A 23,308-nucleotide genomic window follows, 5' to 3' on the forward strand; every position below is an offset into this window, starting at 1 on the left:
TAATCATGACGCGTTTCGAACCGGGAACCTTTCAGCCTCACCCGCAGCGTGCCAGCGTCTGGACCATGGCACGAGCTCAGGGCCTAATCGAGTCCAAACTCATGCTGCGCCACGGTGAGCAGCAACTGCTCAGCATCGTCATTCCCCTAGCCATTTTGATTGGCGCGGCACGGATGGAGCACATTACCGGCCACGGCCTGAAGGAAATATTCCCTATGGTCTTGGCGGTGGCGGCCACAAGCTCCGGCTTTACCGGCCAAGCCATTGCGCTGGCCTTTGACCGCCGCTACGGCGCACTGAAGCGAACTGGCGCCTCCGGCGTCCCGGCCTGGACCATCATCGTGGGCAAGATTGCCGCTGTCTTCTCAATGGTCGCGGTCCAAGTCCTCGTCCTCGGCGGCGTTGCCTTCCTGCTTGGCCTTCGGGCTAGCCTTGGCGGCATCTTGCTGGGGCTTATCACCCTCATCCTGGGCGTGTGCGCCTTCACCGCGCTCGGCCTGCTCCTCGGCGGTACTTTAAGTTCCGAGGTAGTCCTCGCGGTTGCGAACCTCATCTGGTTCATTCTGATGGGAGTCGTGGGCTGGGCCATGTACACCCAAGGCTTGAGCAATGACGGCATCCTTACCGTGGTGCCCACGGTCGCGATGGCAAGCGCGCTTGCCGACGCCCTCAACCACACCCTCCCCTGGCAGGAACTCCTCGTGCTCCTCGCCTGGGCCGGCGCCGCCTCCTTCGCAGCGGTGCGCTGGTTCCGCTTCGAGGGCTAATCGCGCACCTGACTGCACCACGCGGGCTTGAACCGTTTGGTGAGGGCCCACATCTGCAAATGGTGAGGTCACCCCGTAACAGCTGTGACCCGAGTATTGCGCTGAGACTGGTGTAGCCTCACCTCACCAAGTCGACCTCACCATTTGGAAACTGCGAAATGCAACCGCGAAAAAGTTCCATTTCTGGCAGCAAATGTGACTTTTATCTTTTTCGCTCCCGCAGGCATTCGGGGTTTCGTTCCGAGCCTGTCCGAGCGGTAGTCTTTTTAACGTGAATTCCGGTAACAAAGTATCTACGTTTTTCCGCGAGGCGACGCCCGCCATCAAGGCGCAGCGTTTCATCGCGATGATTCTGCTTGTCTGCCAAGGCGGCATTACCGTATCCGGCGCCATTGTGCGCGTTACTGGTTCCGGCCTTGGCTGCATCACCTGGCCCGAGTGCCACCCGGGCTCGCTTGTTCCTCTCTCCGGCGCAGCACCGTGGATCCACCAACTCATCGAGTTCGGTAACCGCCTACTTACCTTCGTCGTCACGGCCGCCGCAGTGGCTGCCATCATGGCGATGCATATGGCGCGCCGCCGCACTGAGTTGAAGGTTTACGCGTGGTTGAACTTGGCCGGCATCGTGGTTCAGGCAATCATCGGCGCCATCTCCGTTTTATTGAAGCTCAACTGGTGGGCCGTGGCGCTGCACTTCCTGCCATCGATGGTTCTCGTCTGGTTGGCTGCAATGCTTTACTCCCGCATCCTTGAGCCTGACGACGGCGTGCGTACCCAGATCTTCCCGCAGGCCATCCGCGTGTTGGCCGCGATGGCATCCATTGCCCTCGCCGTGGTTCTCACCACCGGCACCATGGTCACCGGCTCTGGTGTCCACTCTGGCGACGATGGCGTCGGCATGGAAGGGCGCCTCAACGTCGATACCGAGATGATGGCCGTGGCTCATGCGATTTGCATGTACGCCTACCTGATCCTCACCGTCATTGTGGTCTTCATGCTTTACCGCGTTCAAGCACCAGCTTTGGTCAAGAAGGCCGCGTGGATGCTCATCGCCTGCATTCTCATCCAATGGGGTATCGGCGTCGCCCAGTTCTACATGCACATCCCGCGCTGGACGGTGCCAATCCACATCGGCATGTCTTCCGTAGTCACCGCTTTCACCGCTCTCCTATGGGCGCATGGTGTTCGCCGCGTCAACGGCACAGAGGGCCTGAAGACTGGCTCCCCAGCAGCCGAAGAAAAGTTCGCTGCACGGCAGGCAACACTGGCGAAATAAAACTTAAACCAGGTTGTAGACTCCCGAGACTTAATAGTCTTCGGCGAAACCGCTCCACCTACTCAAACCGGCCCTGAGGCCGTTCGGTGGAGCGGTTTTCCTGCATGTATGCGAGTAGCTGCGATAGCCTTGAAACATGTACGCAATTCAGGTCAACCACAAAGGTGGCCCAGAGGTCCTCGAGTATGTAGAGACTTCGGCACCCACCCCTACCGAGGATCAGCTGCTTGTCGACGTAATCGTGGCCGGTGTCAACTACATCGACACCTATTACCGCGAAGGCATCTACAGCGCCACGCCTCCTTTCATCCTCGGCCTCGAAGGCACTGGTCGCGTTGTCCACGACCCAAAGGGCGAAATCGCCGAGGGCACCATGGTGGCTTGGGACCACGCTTTCGGCTCCTATGCGGAGCAAGTATGCGTGCCGCGCGACCGCATCGTTGCGGTCCCCGATGACTTCCCGCCTGAGGTAGCTGGTTCGATGCTCCTGCAGGGAATGACCGCTCATTACCTAGCAAATGGCGTGTACCAGCTCGGCGAGGGCGCCTCCTGCCTTATCACCGCGGGCGCAGAAGACGAGGGCCTTATACTCACCCAAATGGCTAAGGCAGCCGGTGCCACGGTTTACACGGTGGTCTCTACCGATGAAAAAGAAGCCTTGTCATACGAGGCTGGCGCTGACCAAGTGTTCCGTTACGGCGAAGGACTTGCTAAGCAGGTTCGCCGCTTCAACGGTGGTTTCGGTGTGGACGTTGTCTACGACGGCGTCGGCAAGGATACCTTCATGGAGTCGCTCGAAGTGGTGCGTCCACGCGGCACCGTGGCACTGTTTGGCGCGGCCTCCGGCCCGGTTCCACCGATGGATCCGCAGCTACTCAACAAGCCCGGCTCAATCTTTTTGACCCGGCCTTCTCTGGGCGCGTGGACCTCCCAGGAAGGCGAGTTCCAAATGCGTGCCCAGGCAGTCGTTCAGGCGGTAACCGACGGCGACGTGGTCTTCAACGTCACGGCCTCCTACCCGCTCGCAGAAGCCGCGCAAGCCCATCGCGATCTCCAAGAGCGCAAGACCACCGGTTCTATCGTCTTAAGAGTGCGCGAGGACAACTAGGCTAGGTTTTATTGCCGCTTGTTCTATTTCACCTTCAGACCCACCAAGTTGGCTGATCGTGTTAGAACCAAGCCGTCGACCAGCCAAGCATGCTGCCGATGGATTCCCAGCCCAGCACAGCGTCGATAGATAGGCCGATGAACAAGACCGACAGGTAGTTATTGGAGTAGATGAACAAGCGCATGGGCTTGACCTTTTCGCCCTGCTTGACGCCTCGGTGAAGTGCAACGGCAATCCACAAGAAGACGGCGCCGGAACCAACTGCAGCCACCAAATAGATCCACGAGGCGGCAGGGATGATCAGGAAGGTCACGATGAGCGTACCGACCGTGTACCAGACAATCTGGCGGGTTACCTCGACCTCAGGGGCGACTACCGGCAGCATCGGAACGCCTGCCTTGCGGTAGTCCTCCTTGTACTTCATTGCCAGTGCCCACGTATGCGGCGGTGTCCAAAAGAAGATAATAAGGAACAGCACGATAGCCTGCCACCACTTATCGGGCTCACCAGCAGGGGCATTGTCACGAATTACTGCCCATCCCACCATCGCCGGCATACAGCCAGCGAGGCCGCCCCAGACGATGTTTTGGGAATTGCGCATCTTCAAAAACTTCGTATAGACGAAGACATAGAAGAAGTTAGTCAGGATGACGAAGAACGCTGCCAGCCAGGAGTGCGCCAGAACGCCCAGCCAGAAGACCGAAAGCGCCAACATCACCCACGCAAAGATGGCAGCATTGCGGCGCGAGATACTCGCACGCACGAGCGGCCTAGCGCGAGTGCGCTGCATTTTCTGGTCGATCTCATAGTCCACCACATTGTTGAAGGTGTGGGCAGCCGCAGCGCCCATCCAGCCGCCGAAGATGGTGGAAAGGATTAGCCAGAAGTTATCCGTGACGGATTCAACACCACGCTGCGCTTGGAGCATCGCCGGAATTGCGGCGACTAGCAAAAGCTCAATGATCCTCGGCTTCGTCAGCGCAAAATAGGCCTTTAACGTCTCCAAGGAATATTCCTCCAGTATCTGGCACGGGGTAAACTTTTGTGGCCGCCTGGTTATGGCCGCAATCTAGTTGTCGGCTTCGGGGGTTAGAAAGTTCCCCCGCCTTTAACCAAGGCTTCTTAACCATGCCAGCCTACAGTTTCTTGGACCGTTTTAGATAATCCACCACAATCCGTGACAATCCACCACCCGTTAATCAAAACATCTAGACTTGAGGGGTCAATACTCAACCGATCCACAAAGTAAGGGGCGTCCCCAGTGTCGCAAGAAAAGCTGACCCCAGAATTGCAAGCCATGGTCGAGCGCCGTTATCCGGCTGACTGGACTGATGTGGATACTCGCGCGGTCGACACCGTCCGCGTTCTCGCAGCAGATGCTGTCCAAAAGTGCGGCTCCGGCCACCCCGGCACCGCGATGTCCCTGGCACCGTTGGCTTATACCCTGTACCAGCGCGTCATCAATCATGACCCGAACGATGTTAAGTGGGCCGGCCGCGACCGTTTCGTTCTTTCTGTTGGTCACTCCTCGCTGACGCAGTACATCCAGCTTTACTTGGGCGGCTTCGGCCTGGAGCTGGAGGACCTCAAATCCCTCCGTACCTGGGGTTCGCTGACGCCAGGCCACCCCGAGGTCAACCACACCGACGGCGTGGAGATCACCACCGGCCCGCTCGGCCAGGGGTTGGCCTCCGCAGTCGGCATGGCCATGGCGGCCCGCAAGGAACGCGGGCTTTTCGACGCCGCAGCCCCGGCCGGCGAGTCCCCGTTCGATCATTTCGTTTACGTCATCTCCTCTGATGGTGACCTACAAGAAGGCGTTACCGCCGAGGCTTCCTCGCTGGCAGGGACCCAGAAGCTGGGCAACCTCATCGTCTTTTGGGATGACAACCGCATCTCCATCGAGGACGATACGAACATCGCCTTCAACGAGGACGTCGTAGCGCGCTACGAGGCCTACGGCTGGCACGTCCAGACCGTCGAGTCCGGTGAAGACGTCGAGGCGCTCGAGGCCGCTGCACAGGCCGCCCGCGAGGAAACCGAGCGCCCATCTTTCATCCGCGTCAAGACCGTCATCGGTTACCCGGCACCAAACAAAATGAACACCGGCGGCGTGCACGGCGCTGCGCTAGGTGATGAAGAGGTTGCCGCCACCAAGGAAGTTCTGGGCTTCGATCCAGAAAAGACTTTCGAGGTCTCCGACGAGGTAGTAGCCCACACCCGCAAGCTGCGTGAGCGCGGCGCCGAGGCGAACGCTAAGTGGCAGGAAAAGCTCGACGCTTGGGCTGCCGCAAACCCAGAGGGCAAGGCGCTCTTTGACCGCATGCAGGCACGTAAGCTGCCGGAGAACTTCGCAGCAGAATTACCGGTCTGGGACGAGGGTGATTCCATCGCTACCCGTAAGGCCTCTGAGGCCACCATCCAGGCACTGGCTGCTGCAGTTCCGGAGATGTGGGGCGGTTCCGCCGACCTGGCTGGCTCCAACAACACCGTCATCAAGGGCGCCCACTCCTTCGGCCCTGAGTCCATCACCACCGGCGCTTGGGATGCTAAGCCTTACGGCCGCAACCTCCACTTCGGTATTCGCGAGCACGCGATGTCCGCAGTCATGAACGGCATCGCGCTGCACGGCAACACCCGCGTTTACGGCGGCACCTTCCTGATCTTCTCCGAGTATCAGTACCCGGCCGTCCGTCTCGGTGCCTTGATGTCCACCGATACTTACTACGTCTGGACCCACGACTCCATCGGCTTGGGCGAGGATGGCCCAACCCCCCAGCCGGTCGAGACCTTGGCTGCCCTTCGTGCTATCCCGAATCTCTCGGTCATCCGCCCAGCCGACGCCAACGAGACTGCGCAGGCTTGGGCCGCCGCCTTCGAGTACAAGGCAGCTCCAAAGGGCCTTGCGCTTTCCCGCCAGAACCTGCCGGTGCTTGCCGGCACCAAGGAAAAGGCAGCCGAGGGCGTACGTCGTGGCGCCTACGTCTTGGTAGAAGCATCCAAGGAAACCCCAGACGTCATCCTGCTGGCCACCGGCTCCGAGGTGCAGCTGGCTGTCGAGGCCGCAAAGCAGCTCGAAGCAGAAGGCACCGCCACCCGCGTTGTCTCTGCGCCATGCCTGGAATGGTTCGACGAGCAGGACGATGCCTACCGCGAGTCCGTGCTGCCTTCCGCAGTCCGCGCCCGCGTCTCCGTCGAGGCTGCTCTCGCAATGCCTTGGTACAAGTACACCGGCACCTTCGGCCGCAATGTCTCCCTCGAGCACTTCGGCGCTTCTGCCCCAGCCGGCGAGCTCTTCGAGAAGTTTGGCATCACCACCGAAGCCGTAGTCAACGCCGCCCACGAATCCATCACCGCTAGCAAGTAAGGAAAACATGTCGCATATTGATGAACTCGCTCAACTCGGTACCTCTACCTGGTTGGACGATCTTTCCCGCGAGCGCCTAGACTCCGGCAACCTCGAGGAGATCATCTCCTCCAAGTCCATCGTGGGTGTCACCACAAACCCGGCCATCTTCGCCGCTGCGATGTCCAAGGGCACCGCTTACGATGCCGCGATTGCGCAGCTTAAAGAAGAGGGCGCAAAGGCTGACGACGCCGTCTATGCCCTTGCCATCGAGGATGTTGCCCGCGCATGCGATATGTTCGCAGGAATCTACGAGGCATCTTTAGGCCGCGACGGGCGCGTTTCCATCGAGGTCGATCCCCGCATCTCCGCCGATGCCGAGGCCACCATCCAGCAGGCACGCGAGCTGTGGGCGCGCGTTAACCGTCCGAACCTGATGATCAAGATTCCAGCCACCGAGGGTTCCCTTCCGGCCATCGCTGACGCGCTTGCCGATGGCATCTCCGTCAACGTCACCTTGATCTTCTCCGTCGAGCGCTACGGTGAAGTCATCGACACCTTCAAGAAGGGCCTGCGCCGCGCCGAGGAGGCCGGCCACGACGTTTCCAAGATTCACTCCGTGGCTTCCTTCTTCGTCTCCCGTTTGGACAGCGAAGTCGACAAGCGCCTCGAGGCAATCGGAAGCGATGCTGCCTTGGCAGCGCGCGGCAAGGCGGGCGTCGCCAATGCCCAGCGCGCCTACGCCCTGTTCAAGAAGGAGCTGCTGGAGGCAGGCGATCTTCCCGCAGGAGCGAATGTGCAGCGCCCGCTGTGGGCGTCGACGGGCGTTAAGAACCCCGACTACCCCGCTACCTTGTACGTTTCCGAGTTGGCTGGCCCGCACACGGTCAACACCATGCCGGAAAAAACTATCGACGCAGTGCTAGCAGAAGGCAACTTGCACGGTGATACCCTAAGCGATTCCACCGAGCAGGCAGAAGCCGTCTTCACCGAGCTGGCAGAACTCGGTATCGACTTCGACGATGTCTTCGCAGTCCTGGAAAAAGAGGGCGTCGATAAGTTCGTCGCCGCTTGGGAAGAACTTCTGGAATCGATGGCCGCTCGCCTGTAGCTGCGGCCGCCTCTTTGGCCGCGCGCCCCGCTGACTAACCTCGGCGGGGCGCTTGTCGCTAGAATGTGTCGCTGGAGAATTAAATTGGGAAAGGAACCCCCTGTGACGGAAACGAGCGCCTGGGTAAATCCACTGCGCAACGCGAAGGACAAGCGCCTACCGCGCATCGCCGGTCCCTCGGGCATGGTGATTTTCGGTGTAACCGGTGACCTCGCTTATAAGAAACTGCTACCCGCCATTTACGACCTTGCACACCGCGGCCTCCTGCCCGCTGGTTTCACCTTGGTGGGCTATGGCCGCCGTGACTGGAACAAACAAGAGTTCTGCGACTACGTGATGGGCGCAGTCAAGGCAGGCGCCCGTACCAAGTTCAACGAGCACGTCTGGCAGCACCTGGCGCAGGGCATCGAGTTCGTGCACGGAGCTTTTGATGACGCCGGCTTCGACGCCCTGTCCGCACGCTTGGCGGAGCTAGATTCCTCCCGCGGTACCGGCGGCAACTGGGCTTATTATCTTTCTGTTCCACCGGAGTTCTTCTCCAGCATCTGCCACCAGCTTGAGCGCGTTGGCATGGCCAACAGCGCTGACGATTCTTGGCGCCGCGTCATCATTGAAAAGCCTTTCGGCCACGACCAAGCATCTGCTCGTGAACTCAATGAGATTGTCAACGCGGTCTTTCCGGAGTCTTCCGTCTTCCGCATTGACCACTACCTTGGCAAGGAAACCGTCCAGAACATTATGGCGCTGCGCTTTGCCAACCAGATCTTCGAGCCGATGTGGAATGCGCACTACATCGACCATGTGCAGATCACTATGGCAGAGGACATCGGCTTGGGAGGCCGCGCCGGTTACTATGACGGCATCGGCGCCGCCCGCGACGTCATCCAGAACCACCTGTTGCAGCTGCTCGCCCTCGTAGCTATGGAAGAGCCTTCTTCCTTTGAACCGGAGGCACTGCAGGCGGAAAAGACCAAGGTCTTGCGCGCGACCCAGCCGGTTCACCCGTTGAACAAGACCACTGCCCGCGGCCAGTATTCTGCAGGTTGGCAGGGCTCCGAGTACGTGCGGGGCCTGCGTGAGGAGGACGGATTCGATCCTGCTTCTACCACTGAGACCTATGCAGCTTGCACCCTTGAGGTCAACTCCCGTCGCTGGGCCGGTGTGCCTTTCTACCTGCGCACCGGCAAACGCCTCGGCCGCCGCGTCACCGAGATCGCACTGGTATTCAAGACCGCCCCGCACCAGCCGTTCAACAACGGTCAGGCAGAGTCTCTCGGCCAGAATGCCGTGGTCATTCGCGTCCAACCAGACGAGGGCGTAACAATGCGCTTCGGTTCAAAGGTGCCGGGTTCCACCATGGAAGTCCGCGATGTCAACATGGACTTCGCCTACGCAGAGGCCTTCACCGAGGAATCTCCTGAGGCTTATGAGCGCCTCATCCTCGATGCTTTGCTCGACGAGTCCTCGCTTTTCCCGACCAACGAGGAAGTCGAGCTCTCCTGGTCCATCCTCGACCCAATTCTTGACTATTGGGCCAAGGCCGGGCAGCCAGAAGAATACCCAGCGGGCACTTGGGGCCCTGAATCCGCCAACACGATGCTGCGCCGCCGGGGCCATACCTGGCGTCGCCCTTAAGGAGGCTACAGCGATGATTATCCCATTGCCTGATACCACGACCCGCAAGATCTCCAAGAAGCTCGTTGAGGCGCAGGAGCACTACACGCTGACCACTGGCCGCGTGCTCACACTTATTGTTGCCGCTAACGAGGGCGACGATATCGAGGGAATCCTAGCCTCCGTTCGCGACGCTTCGCACGAGCACCCCTCCCGCGTGCTCGTCGTCATCGCCGGCTCCGGCGACAAGGAAACCCACCTCGATGCCGAGCTGCGCGTCGGCGGTGAGGCTGGTGCCTCGGAGATTGTCGTCATGCACCTGCACGGCGACCTAGCTGAGCAGTCCGAGTCCGTGGTTATCCCGCTGCTGCTTCCGGATACGCCACTGGTTGCATGGTGGCCCACCAAGTGCCCAGCTAATCCAGCGCAGAGCCCAATCGGCAAGCTGGCGCAGCGCCGGATCACCAACGTGGCCTACGGGGATGGGGCGAGCCATGAGGAGCTCATGCAGCTCTCCCGCGGCTATACCCCGGGGGACTCGGATATGTCTTGGGCAGCCATTACCCTGTGGCGCGGCATCGTAGCATCGGCGCTTGACCGCCACCCACATGAGCCGGTCGAGTCCGTGGAGATCTGCGGAGCGGCAGAAAGCCCGGCCGCTGACTTTGCTGCGGGCTGGCTTGTCGACGCCCTGGGTGTTCCGGTAACCAGGAAAACAACGGCTGCTCCGGAGCCGGGGGCGTTTCCTATCCACTCCCTGCGCTTTAACCGCGTATCCTCACACGTAACAGTCGACGTCGTCGACGTTAGCACCGTCCGTGTACAGGTTCCGGGTTCCCCGGATTCCCTGGTCTCGTTGAGCGTGCGTTCGCAGGCAGAAATCCTCTCTGAGGACCTGCGCCACCTCGACTCTGACAAGACATATGCGCACTCGCTTCGCGCACTGTCGCGCGTGGACTACAGTTAGTCGTACATCTTTATTTTTACACCCCTTTTAAGGATCAAACACACATGGTCACTCTTCCCCGCGTGAGCGATGTAGACGAACTCATATCCTCTGCCGCCCGCAAATTCATCGACGTAGTCACGTCGGTCCAGGCCCCGGGCGGCGGCCTTCACAACGACGGCGTGGCGCGCGTCGTTCTCACCGGCGGTGGTGCCGGCATTGGAACCCTGCGCGAGCTGGCTCGCCTCGATGCCGCTGCGAAGCAGCAGAGTGAGGATTACCCAGCCTTGGCCATCGATTGGACCCGCGTGCACGTTTTCTTTGGCGATGAGCGCAATGTTCCAGTCTCCGATCCTGATTCCAACGAGGGCCAGGCCCGTGCGGCACTCCTGCACGCAGCGGGCGTTCCGGAAGAACACATTCACGGTCTCGACTTGGGCGCAATCGCCATGGAACATGCGGCGAAGGCCTATGCGGGCGAGATTTCGGAGTTCGCACCTAACGGCTTCGACCTACATCTGCTCGGCATGGGCGGCGAGGGCCACATCAACTCCATGTTCCCGCATTCTGCGGCAGTAATGGAACAAGAAGACCTCGTTGTAGCAGTCCCCGACTCTCCCAAGCCACCAGCAGAGCGAGTCACGCTGACGCTGCCTGCGGTTAACCGCTCCGAGCGTGTGTGGTTCTTGGTCTCCGGTGAGGAAAAGGCTGAGGCGGCCTCCCACATCGTGGCTGGCTCCCCCGCCATCGAATGGCCTGCAGCCGGTGCGCATGGCACCAGCGAAACCATTCTTTTCCTAAGCGACGACGCCGCGACGGTAATCGAAGAATAAGCAACGAAGAATAAGCAGAAAAGTAAAAGGCCGCGCTTCCTTAAAAGTAAAGGAAGCGCGGCCTTTCTTTAAGCCTGCTTAGGCTTTAAACGGCGTATGCCTGGATCAGATTGAGTGCTACGATGCAGGCCAACCAGATAATGACCATCACGATGGTGTAGCGGTCCAAGTTCTTCTCCACGACGGTGGAGCCAGAAAGGTTGGACTGGACGCCGCCGCCGAAGAGGCTGGAAAGTCCGCCGCCCTTGCCCTTGTGCAGCAGCACGAAGATGGACATGAGGATCGCGGCAATCACCAAGATGATTTCCAGTGCCAAGATCATAGGATCGTTCCTCTCAGAATTTATTAATTAACTCCGGACTACTCTACACCACGACGCGGGCCGAAGAATACTTCGACCCACATGCGTAGCGCTGGTTATCCGGTACCTATTTCTTGACTCGGTGCTTAGACAACGGTGGATGCGTTCGCAGCGAGCTTGGCAAATTCGTCGCCTACCAAGGAAGCGCCGCCAACTAGCCCGCCATCGACGTCGGGCTTGCCCACGATCTCAGCGACGGAGTCAACCTTGACGGAACCGCCGTAGAGAATACGAATGCCTTCTGCCACCTCTTCGCCCGCAAGTTCGCGCACGAGAGCACGGATTGCAGCGCAAACCTCCTGGGCGTCGTCAGCGGAGGCAACCTTGCCGGTGCCGATGGCCCAGACAGGCTCATAGGCAACGACGGTTTTAGACAAGTCCTCAGCGGACAGGCCTGCGAGGGAATTGCGGGTCTGGTTGACCACGTAGTCAACGTGGGTGCCGGACTCGCGAACGTCGAGCGGCTCGCCGACGCAGACGATCGGGCTCAAGCCGTGCTTGAGTGCTGCAGCAGCCTTTTCCGATACGAGCTCGTCAGTCTCGCCGTGGTACTCGCGGCGCTCAGAGTGGCCAACTACGGCCCACTTGCAGCCCAAGGATGCGAGCATCTTGCCTGAGACCTCACCGGTGTAGGCGCCAGAATCGTGCTTGGAGATGTCCTGTGCGCCGTAGGTCAGAAGCAGCTTGTCGCCCTCGGAGAGGGTCTGCATGGTGCGCAGGTCAGTAAACGGCACCATGAAGGCGACGTCGACCTTGTCGTAGTAGTCCTTCGGCAGGGAGAAGTCGAACTTCTGGATGGAGGCGATTGCTTCCTTGTGGTCCAGGTTCATCTTCCAGTTACCGGCAATCAGTGGTTTACGTGCCATGGAAAATTTTCCTTTCGGGGTTTTGTGCGTAGGCCTGTGTAACTGCGGTGCTTATGCCTGCAGAACGGATACGCCCGGCAGTTCCTTACCCTCGAGGAACTCGAGGGATGCGCCGCCGCCGGTGGAGATGTGGGAAAAGCCCTCTTCATTCAGGCCAAGCAGGCGAACCGAAGCCGCGGAGTCGCCACCGCCGACAACGGTGAAGGAGCCGTTGTTTTCGGTGGCAGAGATGATGGACTTAGCAACGCCTTCGGTGCCCTTGGAGAATGCCTCCATCTCGAATACGCCCATCGGACCATTCCAGAATACGGTCTTAGAGGATGCAATAACCTCGTCGAATGCCTTAACGGACTCAGGTCCAATGTCTAGGGACATCCAGCCCTCTGGGATGCCGTCGAGGGCGACAACCTTGTTTTCCGCATCAGCGTTGAACTCGGTAGCGGCGATGAGATCTACCGGCAGAACGAGCTTGTCACCGAAGCGCTCGAGCAGGTCCTTGCAGTTGTCGATCTGGTCTTCCTGCAGCAGAGAGTTCTGAACGTTGTAGCCCTGTGCCGCGAGCAGGGTGTAGCACATGCCTCCACCGATGATGACCTTGTCAGCCTTATCTGCCAGCGCTTCGATGACGCCGAGCTTGTCAGAGACCTTCGCGCCGCCGAGGACAACCACGTATGGGTGCTCTGGCTTTTCAGCGACAGCTGCGAGCGTCTCGACTTCCTTCTGCACGAGTTTGCCTGCAAACGCCGGCAGGCGCTTAGCGACGTCGTATACGGAAGCCTGCGCGCGGTGGACAACGCCAAAACCGTCGGAGACGAAGGCGCCGTTATCCGCAGCCAAGGCAGCGAGCTCATCAGCGAAAGCGCCGCGCTCAGCCTCATCCTTGGAGGTCTCGCGAGCATCGAAACGCACGTTCTCGACCAGCATGACGTCACCGTCGTTAAGACCGTTTGCGCGCTCGTGTGCGTCCTCACCGGTTACGTCGCCAGCAAGCGCTACGTATTGACCCAGTGCCTCAGAAAGAGCCTCTGCTACCGGTGCCAGGGAGTACTTCTCGTTTACCTCGCCCTTTGGACGGCCCAGGTGTGCGGAAAGGATGACCTTGGCGCCACCTTCAACGAGTGCCTTGATGGTTGGCAGGGATGCGGTGATACGTCCGGAGTCAGTAATGTTGCCTTCCTCGTCGAGCGGCACATTGAAGTCGGATCGTACGAGGACGTGGCGGGACTCCACACCCTCTGCGATGAGGTCATCAAGGGTCTTGAAAGCCATTGGATTCTCCTTCATTGAAATCTTTAAAAAGCGTTCTATACAAGACTACCGGCCCACGCATGACCCTTGGGCGGGAAATTGCGTGAGCCGGTAGAACATCTAAGCCAAGCCTCTAGTTAAGACTTGCAAGCGCCGAGCTTAAAGCTTGGAAGCGACCAAGGAGGTGGTGCGCACGAGCTGGTTGGTGTAGCCCCACTCGTTGTCGTACCAGCCAAGGACCTTGACGAGGTTGCCGTTGGAGACCTTGGTCATGCCGGCGTCGAAGATGCAACCGTGTGGGTCGGTGATGATGTCGGTGGAAACGATTGGGTCTTCGGTGTATGCGAGGGTCTCGCCGAACTCGCCAACAGAGGCTTCCTTGATTGCAGCGTTGATTTCCTCAACGGTGACGTCGCGGGAAGCGGTGAAAGTCAGGTCGGTTGCGGAACCGGTGATGGTCGGAACGCGCATTGCGTAGCCGTCCAGCTTGCCTTCAAGCTCCGGAAGAACCAGTGCAACTGCCTTTGCAGCGCCGGTGGAGGTCGGAACCATGTTGACCGCTGCAGCGCGTGCACGGCGTGGGTCCTTGTGTGGTGCATCCTGGATGCGCTGGTCACCGGTGTAGGAGTGAACGGTGGTCATCAGGCCCTTCTCGATGCCGAACTTGTCATTGAGGACCTTTGCCATCGGTGCCAGGCAGTTGGTTGTGCAGGAAGCTGCGGAAATAACGTTGTGCTTCGCAGCGTCGTATTCGTCGGAGTTGACGCCGTAGACGAAGGTGCCGTCAACGTTCTTGCCCGGTGCAGAAATGATGACCTTCTTGGCGCCAGCCTCGATGTGAGCCTTTGCTGCCTCACCATCGGTAAAGAAGCCGGTGGACTCGATAACGATGTCAACGTTGTGTTCGGACCAGTTCAAGTTCTTTGGATCGCGCTCAGCAGAAACTGCGATGCGGTGGCCGTTGACGGTGATGGACTCGTCATCATGAGTGATCTCGCCGTCGAAGCGGCCGAGAACGGAATCGTACTTGAGAAGATTTGCCAGGCTGCCGTTGTCGGTGAGGTCGTTGACTGCAACTACCTCGAGGTCGGAGTCGCCCTGGGCAACTGCACGGAAGAAGTTGCGGCCGATGCGGCCAAAGCCATTGATGCCTACGCGGATGGTCACTGTTTTTCTCCTCTATAAATCGAGTAAAAGTTATGTGGGCTCCGAGGCATCTCCTCTAGTTCGTCTTTGGTGCGAAGAACCTCGGTGAGTTTTCCCAACACGGCCGATACTACCGAGCAAACACCAAGCATGCAGCGGTCAAAGGGCCACCCGAGGCTTTCTAGAACCAGGTAATGACGAAAGGCAAAAACAGGCGTACAATTTTTGGCTCACATGACTAATCCGCACCGAAAACCCCCTGCACTACCCCCGAGTTTGTCCGTATGTGTTGGTTTATGTTGCCTGGGGTGGGATATATCACTCCCCCAGCTCAGCCCTGATTAGCAAACATATCCAGCAGGTACCAGACGCAGCAATGCTGGGCGTAAAGTATCCGCCTACTCCCGAATGTGCCTGTTTTGCCCGAACAAAACCGCCCCGTCCGATCGGACAAGGCGGCTGGCGGCTAAGGCTTTGATCGAAACCTTGAAAATCAGAAACTTTTTCACCTAGTAAAGTCTACGACTCGTCAAAAAGATCATCAGTGATCGATTCGTTGGTGTCCGGAATATCAAGCTCCTCGGCGCGCTTATCTGCCATGGAAAGCAAGCGCCGGATGCGTCCGGCAACAGCATCCTTAGTCATTGGAGGATCAGCCAGGCGTCCCAGTTCCTCCAAGGAGGCCTCGCGGTGCTGGACGCGCAGGCGGCCCGCATCTGCGAGGTGCTCGGGCACGTCGTCGCCCAATATTTCCATCGCGCGCTCTACACGGGCGGCGGCAGCTACCGCAGCACGCGCGGAACGGCGCAAATTAGCATCATCGAAGTTATCCAGGCGCTTCGAGGTATCGTGCGCCTCGCGCTTGACGCGCTTCTTCTCCCACGTCAAGCGGGTTTCCTGAGCGCCCATGCGGGTCAACAAGGCGCCAATAGCATCGCCATCGCGCACAACGACGCGATCGGCGCCACGGGTTTCCTTGGTTTTTGCAGAGATTCCCAGGCGGCGTGCACAGCCCACCAAAGCCAGCGCGGCCTCTTGGCAAGGGCATAGCACCTCGAGGGTAGAAGAACGGCCCGGCTCGGTCAGCGTCCCTTGGGCAAGGAATGCGCCCCTCCATGCGGCCTCGTTGTCGGCGATAGAGCCCGAGATTACCTGCGGCGGCAGTCCCACCACCGGATGGCCCGAACGAGTGACCAACCCTAGGCGACGCGTTAGCTCCTTTGCGCCGGAGGCAACGCGCAGCTGAACGCGAGACTTCTTCTGCGAACCGGCCGGCCCCACAACATGCGAGGTTGCCTTCACGCTGTAGAGGTCATCGAGGGCTTCGATGAGCCGCTCGGCAATGCGCAGATTGTCCACTTCGATTTCGTAGGCCATCTGGTCCCCGCTTACGGTCAGCTCGCCGGCAAAGCGCAACATGGCGGAAATTTCCGCGGCACGAGCGGACTGGCGTGGAACGGAGACTGCTGTGAGTTCATCCTTGACCTGTTCGGTCAATGAAGCAGACAAAGTCCTTGCCCCTTTCTCAATGATTCTTGCTGTACAGACCGAGCATCATCCAACCAGGTCTGCGCAGACGCGGTATGCCCTATCAGGCACGGAATGCCTTATACAGACATAGAGAAACACTAGTCTAGCCTGCACGATAAATCCTTGGCCGCACTAGGCTAGCTTTGCTCGAGCAATCCTTTCAACGCAGCAGAAAGCTTGTGTGGATCATGCTTGTTTAGACGCACGCCGTTTTCATCACGCAGGCTAACGTCAGCGAATACCGCTTGGGCGCCCAGTACGTTGGCTGCGCGCTGCAGATAGCTGCGCTCACTCTCACTAGGGATAGCGTTGGAATCCACCAAGACGCGGTCGATGCGCAGTTCCGGCGCATGCTGCGCCAACACGTGGAGATGCCGCTCCGCAGAAAAGCCCTGAGTCTCGCCCGGCTCTGCCGAAAGGTTCAGCACAACCACGCGCATCGCGGAAGAGTTCTTCACAGTGTTCACGATTTCCGGCACCAGCACGTGCGGTAGCACCGAGCTAAACCAAGAGCCGGGGCCGATGGTGATGAGGTCGGCGTCGGAAAGCGCGGCCAAAGCGTTCGGATTGGCCTGTGGATGCGCCGGAAGGATGCGTACGCGACGTACCTGACCCGGAGTGGAAGCCACCGCCACTTGGCCGCGTACGGCCCGCATGATGCGGGGATCCTCGTCAAGTCCGGCGACCTCCGCCTCGATGTCCAGCGGCTGATTGACCACCGGCAGCACGCGGCCGCGGGAATTGGTCAGCTGGGCTACCTTATCCAGGGCCGCCTGATAATCGCCGAGAACCTCAGTCAGGCCAGCAATAAGCAAATTACCCACGGCGTGCCCTGCCATCGCACCGTTGCCCCGGAAACGATGTTGCAACGTCTCTGCCCACATTTGGCCAGTTTCCGTGTCATCGGAAAGCGCGGCCAGCGCCATGCGCAGATCACCGGGTGGAATGATGTCCAGCTCACAGCGCAGACGCCCTGAAGAGCCACCGTCATCGGCGACGGTAACTATGGCTGAGATCCGCTCCACGCCCGTCATCTGGGCAGCAAGAAGGGTTTGATAAAGACCATGGCCGCCACCGAGGCAAGCCATGTGGGTTTGTCGAGTCATTGGTGGATTTATAAGCTTTCCGGGTCAATTGTGCAAGGAAATAGAAAAACTAGCCGCGTTGAATATCGCGGTGCAGAGCGTTTACCTCGAGGTCTCCGCGCTGACGCAGGCGCCGGGTCAATTCCTCGGCAACGGCAACGGAACGGTGGTGGCCGCCCGTACAGCCGACGCCAACTGTGATGAAGTTCTTGCCCTCGTGACGATAGCCCTTGAGCATGGTGCCGAACATATCCAGAAAGTGCTCAATGAACTTCTCGGCGGCAGGATGGGCCAAGACATAATCCGAGACCGGCTCATCGGTGCCACGGTAGCCGCGCAGCTCCGGAACCCAATAAGGATTGGGCAAGAATCGCACGTCAAGCACAAGGTCTGCATCGCGAGGCGAGCCATTTTTAAAGCCAAAGGACTCGACGGTGACGTGCTGGACGTCTTTGCGCATATCACCGAAGGCGGCCTCCATCGCACGCCGCAGATCATGGATGGAGAGATTGGTGGTATCGATGATGATGTCCGCACGCTCGCGGGCATGCGCGATGGCTTTTCGCTCCCTCTGAATGCCTGCCTTCAGCGTGTCTCCACCCTGTAGGGGGTGGGTACGGCGCACGGAATCGAAACGGCGAATCAAAACGTCATCGCGTGCATCGAGAAACAGTACCGTTGGCTTCATGCCGAGTTCGGTAACTTCATCGATGGTCTCCAGCAGCGAACCTAGAAACATACGGGAACGCACGTCAGTTACCGCTGCGACCTTCTTAACCTTGGTCTCCTCCATCGCGCACAGCTTGAGAAGATCAATGATGGCCTTCGGCGGGATGTTGTGGGCAACGTAGTAGCCTTTGTCCTCCAAGACTTTGGCTGCGGAGGTCAAGCCACCACCCGACATACCGGTGATGAAGATGGGCGGGGATTCTAAGTGCGTCATGCAGCCCATCTTAGCCCGCGAAGACTTATAGAACACTGAATTTCTTTAACCATGCAGATGTTCATAGACCACACCGGCAAGTTTCGGGCCAAAGCCCTTGACCGCTGCGATCTCCTCCGCCGAGGCTTCCTTGAGCTTTTTCACCGAGCCAAAATGCTTGACCAAATCGGTGCGGCGCTGCGGCCCCAAGCCCGGCACCGAATCCAGTACCGAAGAACGCATGCGCTTGGAACGCTGCTGGCGGTGATAAGTAATAGCAAAGCGGTGTGCCTCGTCGCGGATCTGCTGTAGCAAGTACAGCGCCTGCGAGTTACGCGGGAGAATAACCGGTTCATCATCACCCGGGACCCAGATTTCCTCCAAGCGCTTTGCAAGGCCAACGAGGGTCACGTCCACGATACCGAGCTCATCAAATACCTCTTGCGCTGCCGCAACCTGCGGAGCGCCACCGTCCACGATGAATAGCTGCGGCGGGTAGGCAAAACGACGTCCCGCTTCTGCGGATTCTTCCTGCACATTCTCGTCGTCGAAGGTGGACTCCTCGACTTCCTCGTCTGGGTTGGCGAGCTTGTCCTCGTTGTGGCGCTTGAAACGGCGGCGAGTTACCTCGGCGATGGAGCCGACGTCATCAGAGCGACCCTCACCAGCCGCCTCCTTGATGCGGTAACGCCTGTAATCAGCCTTGCGTGGCAGACCGTCCTCAAAGACCACGAGGGAAGCAACCACATCGGTGCCTTGAATATGGGAGATATCGGTGCACTCGATGCGCAGCGGCGCCTGGTCCATCCCCAAGGCTTCCTGGATGTCCTGCAGGGCCGCCGAACGCGCGGTGAGATCACCGACGCGCTTGAGCTTGTGCTGGCGCAGCTGCTCCTTAGCGTTGCGCTCGACGGTCTCCATCAGGGAGTGCTTATCGCCGCGCTGCGGTACTCGCATATTCACCTGCGCCCCACGCAGATCCTCGAGCAGGGAGATGACTTCAGCCGACTCGTCCGGCATGGCCTGCACCAAGATCTCCCGCGGAATCACGTTGCCGCGGCGGGTTTCCGTATGCGATTCCTGGTCCACACCGCGCCTGCTAAGAGCAGCGTCTTCCTCCATCTCTTGCTGCTCGCGGTCTGCCGCATCCGAATAGAACTGGATCAGGAAGTTTTGCATCAACGCCGGCAAAGCCGGATCGCTTTCGCCTTCTTCCCACGGCCCCGTCGGGGCTTGGTCGCCTGAGCGTTCTACGACCCAGCCGCGCTGGCCACGGATGCGGCCGTCACGCACATGGAAGATCTGCACAGCGGCCTCCAGCTCATCAGAGCTAAAGGCAATGAGATCCGCATCAGTTCCGTCATTGAACACGACGGCCTGCTGCTCCATAATCTTGTTGATTGCGCCTAAGTCATCGCGCAGGCGTGCAGCAAGCTCAAACTCGAGGTTTTCCGCGGCTTGCTCCATGCGCTGGGTTAGTTCACGGGTCACGGCGGAGGTATTGCCGTTCATAAAGGAAACCAGCGAATTTACGGTCTCCCTATGATCTGCCTTCGATACCGCACCGGTACACGGTGCCGAACATTTGCCGATATATCCCAATAGACACGGACGGCCCAAGCGCTCGTGCCGGTTGTAGACGCCCTTGGAACAGGTGCGCATGGGGAACACGCGCGTGAGCAGGTCCAAGGTTTCGCGCACCGCCCAAGCATGGGAATACGGACCAAAATAACGCACGCCCTTCCGCCGCGGGCCACGGTAAAAGAAGGCGCGTGGGACGATCTCTCCTACCGATACCGCAAGCATCGGATAGGTCTTATCGTCGCGGTACATGACATTAAACCGCGGGTCGAAGCGCTTAATCCAGGTATATTCCAGCTGCAGCGCTTCCACCTCGCTGGCAACCACGGTCCATTCCACCGACGCAGCGGTAAGCACCATCTGGCGCGTGCGCGGATGCAGCTGCGTGATGTCCTGGAAATAGTTGGACAAACGTGCGCGCAGGTTCTTGGCCTTGCCTACGTAAATTACCCGGCGGTTTTCATCACGAAACTTATAAACGCCAGGCTCTGTGGGAATAGTGCCTGGCGCTGGTCGGTAGGTAGCGGGATCTGCCACTTTTTAATCCTGCGGCATGTACTTAGCTTCAAGGTCGCGGAAAGCGCGAACCTTCGGAATAACGGCGGCCTTATCGCCAGCCTGCAGTGCCCAAACCGGCACATACTCGAAGTCGGGCAACTCGATGCGCGCCATCCGCTCGCCCTCTGGGAAGGATAGTCCGTAGACGACCTGCCAAGGATAAAAACGGGTACCTACGATGTTACGCACCTCGACGCCGTCTTCATTCGCACGCAAGCGCGGGCGCGTCAGGGCCAGCCAAGACAGAACCGAGATAAGCAGGCCCACGCCGGGGAAAGCGAACTTATCGATAGTGGTGACGGCAGCACCGGTGAAGGAGATATCCAAGGTAAGGCCCATGAAAATATGGATAGCCATGACGAGGATGACCCAACCGATGGCCACCTTGCGCAAAAATTGCGACTTAGCCTCATAAATCCACGGCTTCGTCGACGTCTGCGCGAACGGATCCGCACTGGTGTAGGCCAGAACCTCGGCGTCGGTAAGCTGCGTGCGTGTCGACGTCTCGCGGGCCCCAGATTCTTGTGCGTCAGTCATTAGTTCCTTCTTCGTGGTTTACAGGCTGGCCTAGCCTGCCAGCCCATCTAGTGTACGCAATTTCAATACCGTGTCTAAAGCCGCCACCATCGACTCCGCGCCCTTGTCTTCATCTGAGGTGGCAAAGCCTGCGCGATCGACTGCCTGTGAATACTCGTTCACGGTGAGCACGCCGTTGCCCACCGGAGTGGACTCGTCTAGAGCGATGCGGGTTAGGCCCTGCGTTACGGAGTCACACACGTAATCGAAGTGCGGGGTGCCGCCCTTTACCACGCAGCCCAGCGCAACCACGGCATCGTGGGTCCGGGCCGCCGCCTGCACCACGACGGGAAGTTCGAGTGCCCCAACCACGCGAGTCTCGGTCACCTGCGCGCCACATGCACGAGCAGTCTCTACAGCGCGCTTGTGCAGCTGGTCGCAGATTTCGGCGTTCCACGTCGCGGTTACGACAGCCACGCGGATCCCCTCAGCGGGGACCAATTCAATTTCAGGCAAGCCTTCTTTAGCCATCGGAAACCTTTCTTAGTGCTTAGTTGCGGTGGTCTTCATCATTCGCGTCGTGGGCACCACCTGCTGGATGCTGCATATCCCAGTGTTCAACCTGCGGCAGGTCATGGCCCATGCGGTCACGCTTGGTGCGCAGGTAGGTGATGTTGTCCTCGTTTGCTTCCACAGCAAGCGTAGTGTGCTGAGAAGCATCGACACCAAAGCCGGCCAAACCCTCACCCTTGTGCGGATTATTAGTCATGAGGACAACGGAAGCAATGCCAAGGTCCCGCAGAATCTGACCCGCCACGGAATACTCGCGCGCGTCTTCGGGCAGGCCCTGCTCGAGATTGGCATCGACGGTGTCAAGGCCTTTGTCTTGCAAACGATAGGCTTTCAGCTTGTTCACCAAGCCAATGCCACGGCCTTCTTGGCCACGCAGATAAATCACCACGCCACGTCCGGCTTCCTGAACCGCCTTGAGCGAAGCGTTGAGCTGAGGGCCACAATCACAGCGACGGGATCCAAACACGTCACCCGTGAGGCACTCAGAGTGCACGCGCACCAGCACGTCTTCCGCGCCGCGAAGCTCCTCGACGTCGCCTGCAACCAGCGCGATGTGCTCGTTGCCGTCGATGTCATGGGTGTATCCCAGCACATTGAACAGGCCGTGATCGGTGGGCAGGCGCGATGCCACCGAGCGGCGAATCTGGGTTTCCTTGTGGCGGCGCCAATCAATGAGCTGCTCGATGGAGATCATGGTCAGCCCATGGGTATCGGCAAAGCGTCGCAGTTCCGGCGAACGCGCCATATCGGTGGGGTCTTCCTCGGAGACGATCTCGCACAAAACGCCGGCCGGCCGCAGCCCCGCCAAGCGCGCGAGATCTACCGCAGCTTCCGTGTGTCCATCACGCTCCAGAACGCCGCTTGGGCGTGCGCTCAAAGGAACCACGTGACCCGGACGGGTGAAGTCAGAGACCGTGGTGGTCGGATCAGCCAAGCGCCGGATGGTCTCTGCTCGGGAGCCCGCGGAGATTCCCGTGGTGCCGGTCGCTGCATCTACTGTCACCGTGTAAGCGGTGGCGCGCACGTCCTCGTTAAGCGCCATCATCGGCGGCAGGTTCAGTCGCGCGCAATCTTCTGGCAACAGCGGCGCACAAATATAGCCGGAGGTGTAGCGGACCATGAAGGCCACGAGTTCTGGGGTTGCCAGCTCCGCGGCGAAAATGAGGTCGCCTTCGTTTTCTCGGTCTTCGTTGTCAACCACAACCACCGCTTTGCCGGCCGCAATATCAGCAATGGCCTGTTCAACAGTGTCGAGTTTGACGGAAGATTCTGCTGCGGTCATAAGGATTTACTTTAGCCCCTGTGGTTTGCGTCCTGCGCGTTAGGCCCGTACATCTTCTCAACGTACTTGGCCAACACATCTACTTCTAGGTTTACGGCAGCGCCGACCCCCATCGTGCCGAAGATTGTGTCGCGCAGGGTGGTTGGAATCAGCGACACCTCAAACCAGTCCGCTCCGATCGCGCTTACGGTCAACGAGGTGCCGCTAACTGCGATTGAGCCCTTCTCGACGACGTATCGTGCAAGGTCGTGGGGAAGGCTAAAGCGCAACACTTCCCAATTCTGCGAAGGGGTACGCGATAAAAGTTCTGCGGTGCCGTCCACGTGGCCTTGCATGATGTGTCCGCCCAAACGCGTGGTGGGCAAAAGCGCCCGCTCCACGTTGACGACGGAGCCCTCGCGCAACTGCCCCAGCGCCGAGCGTCGCAACGACTCGGCCATGACGTCGGCGACGAAAGCATCGCCATCCAGCGCTGCCACCGTAAGACAGACTCCGTTGACCGCAATCGAGTCACCGAGCGCGGCGTCGCTAAGCACGTGAGGCGCTCTAATCCCCAGCCGAATCGCATCGCCCTGCTCCTCAACGGAGCAGACGGTGGCTAGTTCCTCTACGAGTCCTGTAAACAAGCAAACTCCTTCT

The 23,308-nt window shown here is 59.4% G+C and carries 21 protein-coding genes; 8 read left to right on the plus strand and 13 right to left on the minus strand.

What is annotated here, in order from left to right; translation table 11 throughout:
* The first annotated feature begins 5 nt into the window (after positions 1–5).
* The 3 genes from HMPREF2724_RS07335 to HMPREF2724_RS07345 all read left to right on the plus strand — a co-directional run bounded on the left by HMPREF2724_RS07335 (position 6) and on the right by HMPREF2724_RS07345 (position 3,151).
* Positions 6–767, plus strand: coding sequence for an ABC transporter permease (locus HMPREF2724_RS07335; RefSeq protein ID WP_061922353.1), 762 nt, complete (start codon positions 6–8; stop codon positions 765–767).
* A 271-nt stretch (positions 768–1,038) separates the two neighbouring features.
* Positions 1,039–2,043: a COX15/CtaA family protein gene (locus HMPREF2724_RS07340; protein ID WP_062035098.1), complete on the plus strand. Its 1,005-nt coding sequence runs from the start codon at positions 1,039–1,041 to the stop codon at positions 2,041–2,043.
* Between the two features lie 136 nt (positions 2,044–2,179).
* Positions 2,180–3,151 (plus strand): quinone oxidoreductase family protein, encoded by a 972-nt coding sequence (locus HMPREF2724_RS07345; protein ID WP_070588033.1) that lies wholly within the window; start codon positions 2,180–2,182, stop codon positions 3,149–3,151.
* 61 nt (positions 3,152–3,212) lie between these two features.
* On the opposite strand, the gene HMPREF2724_RS07350 is transcribed toward HMPREF2724_RS07345, so the two are convergent.
* Entirely contained in the window at positions 3,213–4,157 is a 945-nt protein-coding gene (locus HMPREF2724_RS07350) for a heme o synthase (protein ID WP_062035102.1), read from the minus strand.
* 291 nt (positions 4,158–4,448) lie between these two features.
* On the opposite strand from HMPREF2724_RS07350, the gene tkt reads away from it, so the two are divergent.
* From tkt to pgl, 5 genes are all read left to right on the plus strand, one after another.
* On the plus strand, positions 4,449–6,518 hold the full coding sequence (gene tkt, locus HMPREF2724_RS07355) for a transketolase (protein ID WP_210386693.1): 2,070 nt from the start codon (positions 4,449–4,451) through the stop codon (positions 6,516–6,518).
* A gap of 7 nt (positions 6,519–6,525) precedes the next feature.
* Positions 6,526–7,608, plus strand: a complete 1,083-nt coding sequence (gene tal, locus HMPREF2724_RS07360; protein ID WP_070588038.1) for a transaldolase — start codon at positions 6,526–6,528, stop codon at positions 7,606–7,608.
* A gap of 63 nt (positions 7,609–7,671) precedes the next feature.
* Positions 7,672–9,243 (plus strand): glucose-6-phosphate dehydrogenase, encoded by a 1,572-nt coding sequence (zwf, locus tag HMPREF2724_RS07365; protein WP_083281271.1) that lies wholly within the window; start codon positions 7,672–7,674, stop codon positions 9,241–9,243.
* Positions 9,244–9,256: 13 nt separating this feature from the next.
* Positions 9,257–10,189, plus strand: a complete 933-nt coding sequence (locus HMPREF2724_RS07370) for a glucose-6-phosphate dehydrogenase assembly protein OpcA (protein WP_061922333.1) — start codon at positions 9,257–9,259, stop codon at positions 10,187–10,189.
* 44 nt (positions 10,190–10,233) lie between these two features.
* Positions 10,234–11,001, plus strand: coding sequence for a 6-phosphogluconolactonase (gene pgl, locus HMPREF2724_RS07375; protein ID WP_070588040.1), 768 nt, complete (start codon positions 10,234–10,236; stop codon positions 10,999–11,001).
* Positions 11,002–11,086: 85 nt separating this feature from the next.
* On the opposite strand, the gene secG is transcribed toward pgl, so the two are convergent.
* From secG to HMPREF2724_RS07435, 12 genes are all read right to left on the minus strand, one after another.
* Entirely contained in the window at positions 11,087–11,323 is a 237-nt protein-coding gene (secG, locus tag HMPREF2724_RS07380; RefSeq protein WP_061922327.1) for a preprotein translocase subunit SecG, read from the minus strand.
* Between the two features lie 125 nt (positions 11,324–11,448).
* Positions 11,449–12,228, minus strand: coding sequence for a triose-phosphate isomerase (gene tpiA / locus HMPREF2724_RS07385; protein WP_070498428.1), 780 nt, complete (start codon positions 12,226–12,228; stop codon positions 11,449–11,451).
* A gap of 51 nt (positions 12,229–12,279) precedes the next feature.
* Positions 12,280–13,497, minus strand: coding sequence for a phosphoglycerate kinase (gene pgk, locus HMPREF2724_RS07390; RefSeq protein ID WP_070588043.1), 1,218 nt, complete (start codon positions 13,495–13,497; stop codon positions 12,280–12,282).
* 138 nt (positions 13,498–13,635) lie between these two features.
* Complete coding sequence (gene gap / locus HMPREF2724_RS07395) at positions 13,636–14,643, minus strand: type I glyceraldehyde-3-phosphate dehydrogenase (RefSeq protein ID WP_061922319.1); 1,008 nt, start codon at positions 14,641–14,643, stop codon at positions 13,636–13,638.
* Between the two features lie 498 nt (positions 14,644–15,141).
* Complete coding sequence (gene whiA, locus HMPREF2724_RS07400; RefSeq protein ID WP_061922316.1) at positions 15,142–16,131, minus strand: DNA-binding protein WhiA; 990 nt, start codon at positions 16,129–16,131, stop codon at positions 15,142–15,144.
* Positions 16,132–16,289: 158 nt separating this feature from the next.
* Positions 16,290–17,258, minus strand: coding sequence for a gluconeogenesis factor YvcK family protein (yvcK, locus tag HMPREF2724_RS07405; protein WP_070588046.1), 969 nt, complete (start codon positions 17,256–17,258; stop codon positions 16,290–16,292).
* A 49-nt stretch (positions 17,259–17,307) separates the two neighbouring features.
* Positions 17,308–18,180, minus strand: a complete 873-nt coding sequence (gene rapZ, locus HMPREF2724_RS07410) for an RNase adapter RapZ (protein ID WP_141744794.1) — start codon at positions 18,178–18,180, stop codon at positions 17,308–17,310.
* Positions 18,181–18,225: 45 nt separating this feature from the next.
* Entirely contained in the window at positions 18,226–20,277 is a 2,052-nt protein-coding gene (uvrC, locus tag HMPREF2724_RS07415; RefSeq protein ID WP_061922310.1) for an excinuclease ABC subunit UvrC, read from the minus strand.
* A gap of 3 nt (positions 20,278–20,280) precedes the next feature.
* On the minus strand, positions 20,281–20,835 hold the full coding sequence (locus HMPREF2724_RS07420) for a PH domain-containing protein (RefSeq protein WP_070432909.1): 555 nt from the start codon (positions 20,833–20,835) through the stop codon (positions 20,281–20,283).
* Positions 20,836–20,865: 30 nt separating this feature from the next.
* On the minus strand, positions 20,866–21,345 hold the full coding sequence (gene ribH, locus HMPREF2724_RS07425; RefSeq protein ID WP_061922304.1) for a 6,7-dimethyl-8-ribityllumazine synthase: 480 nt from the start codon (positions 21,343–21,345) through the stop codon (positions 20,866–20,868).
* 19 nt (positions 21,346–21,364) lie between these two features.
* Entirely contained in the window at positions 21,365–22,669 is a 1,305-nt protein-coding gene (locus HMPREF2724_RS07430; protein ID WP_061922301.1) for a bifunctional 3,4-dihydroxy-2-butanone-4-phosphate synthase/GTP cyclohydrolase II, read from the minus strand.
* 11 nt (positions 22,670–22,680) lie between these two features.
* Complete coding sequence (locus tag HMPREF2724_RS07435) at positions 22,681–23,295, minus strand: riboflavin synthase (protein WP_061922298.1); 615 nt, start codon at positions 23,293–23,295, stop codon at positions 22,681–22,683.
* Between the last annotated feature and the right edge of the window lie 13 nt (positions 23,296–23,308).

This window comes from Corynebacterium sp. HMSC071F07 (genome assembly GCF_001810285.1).
In the GTDB taxonomy this organism is placed as follows: Bacteria; Actinomycetota; Actinomycetes; order Mycobacteriales; family Mycobacteriaceae; genus Corynebacterium; species Corynebacterium simulans.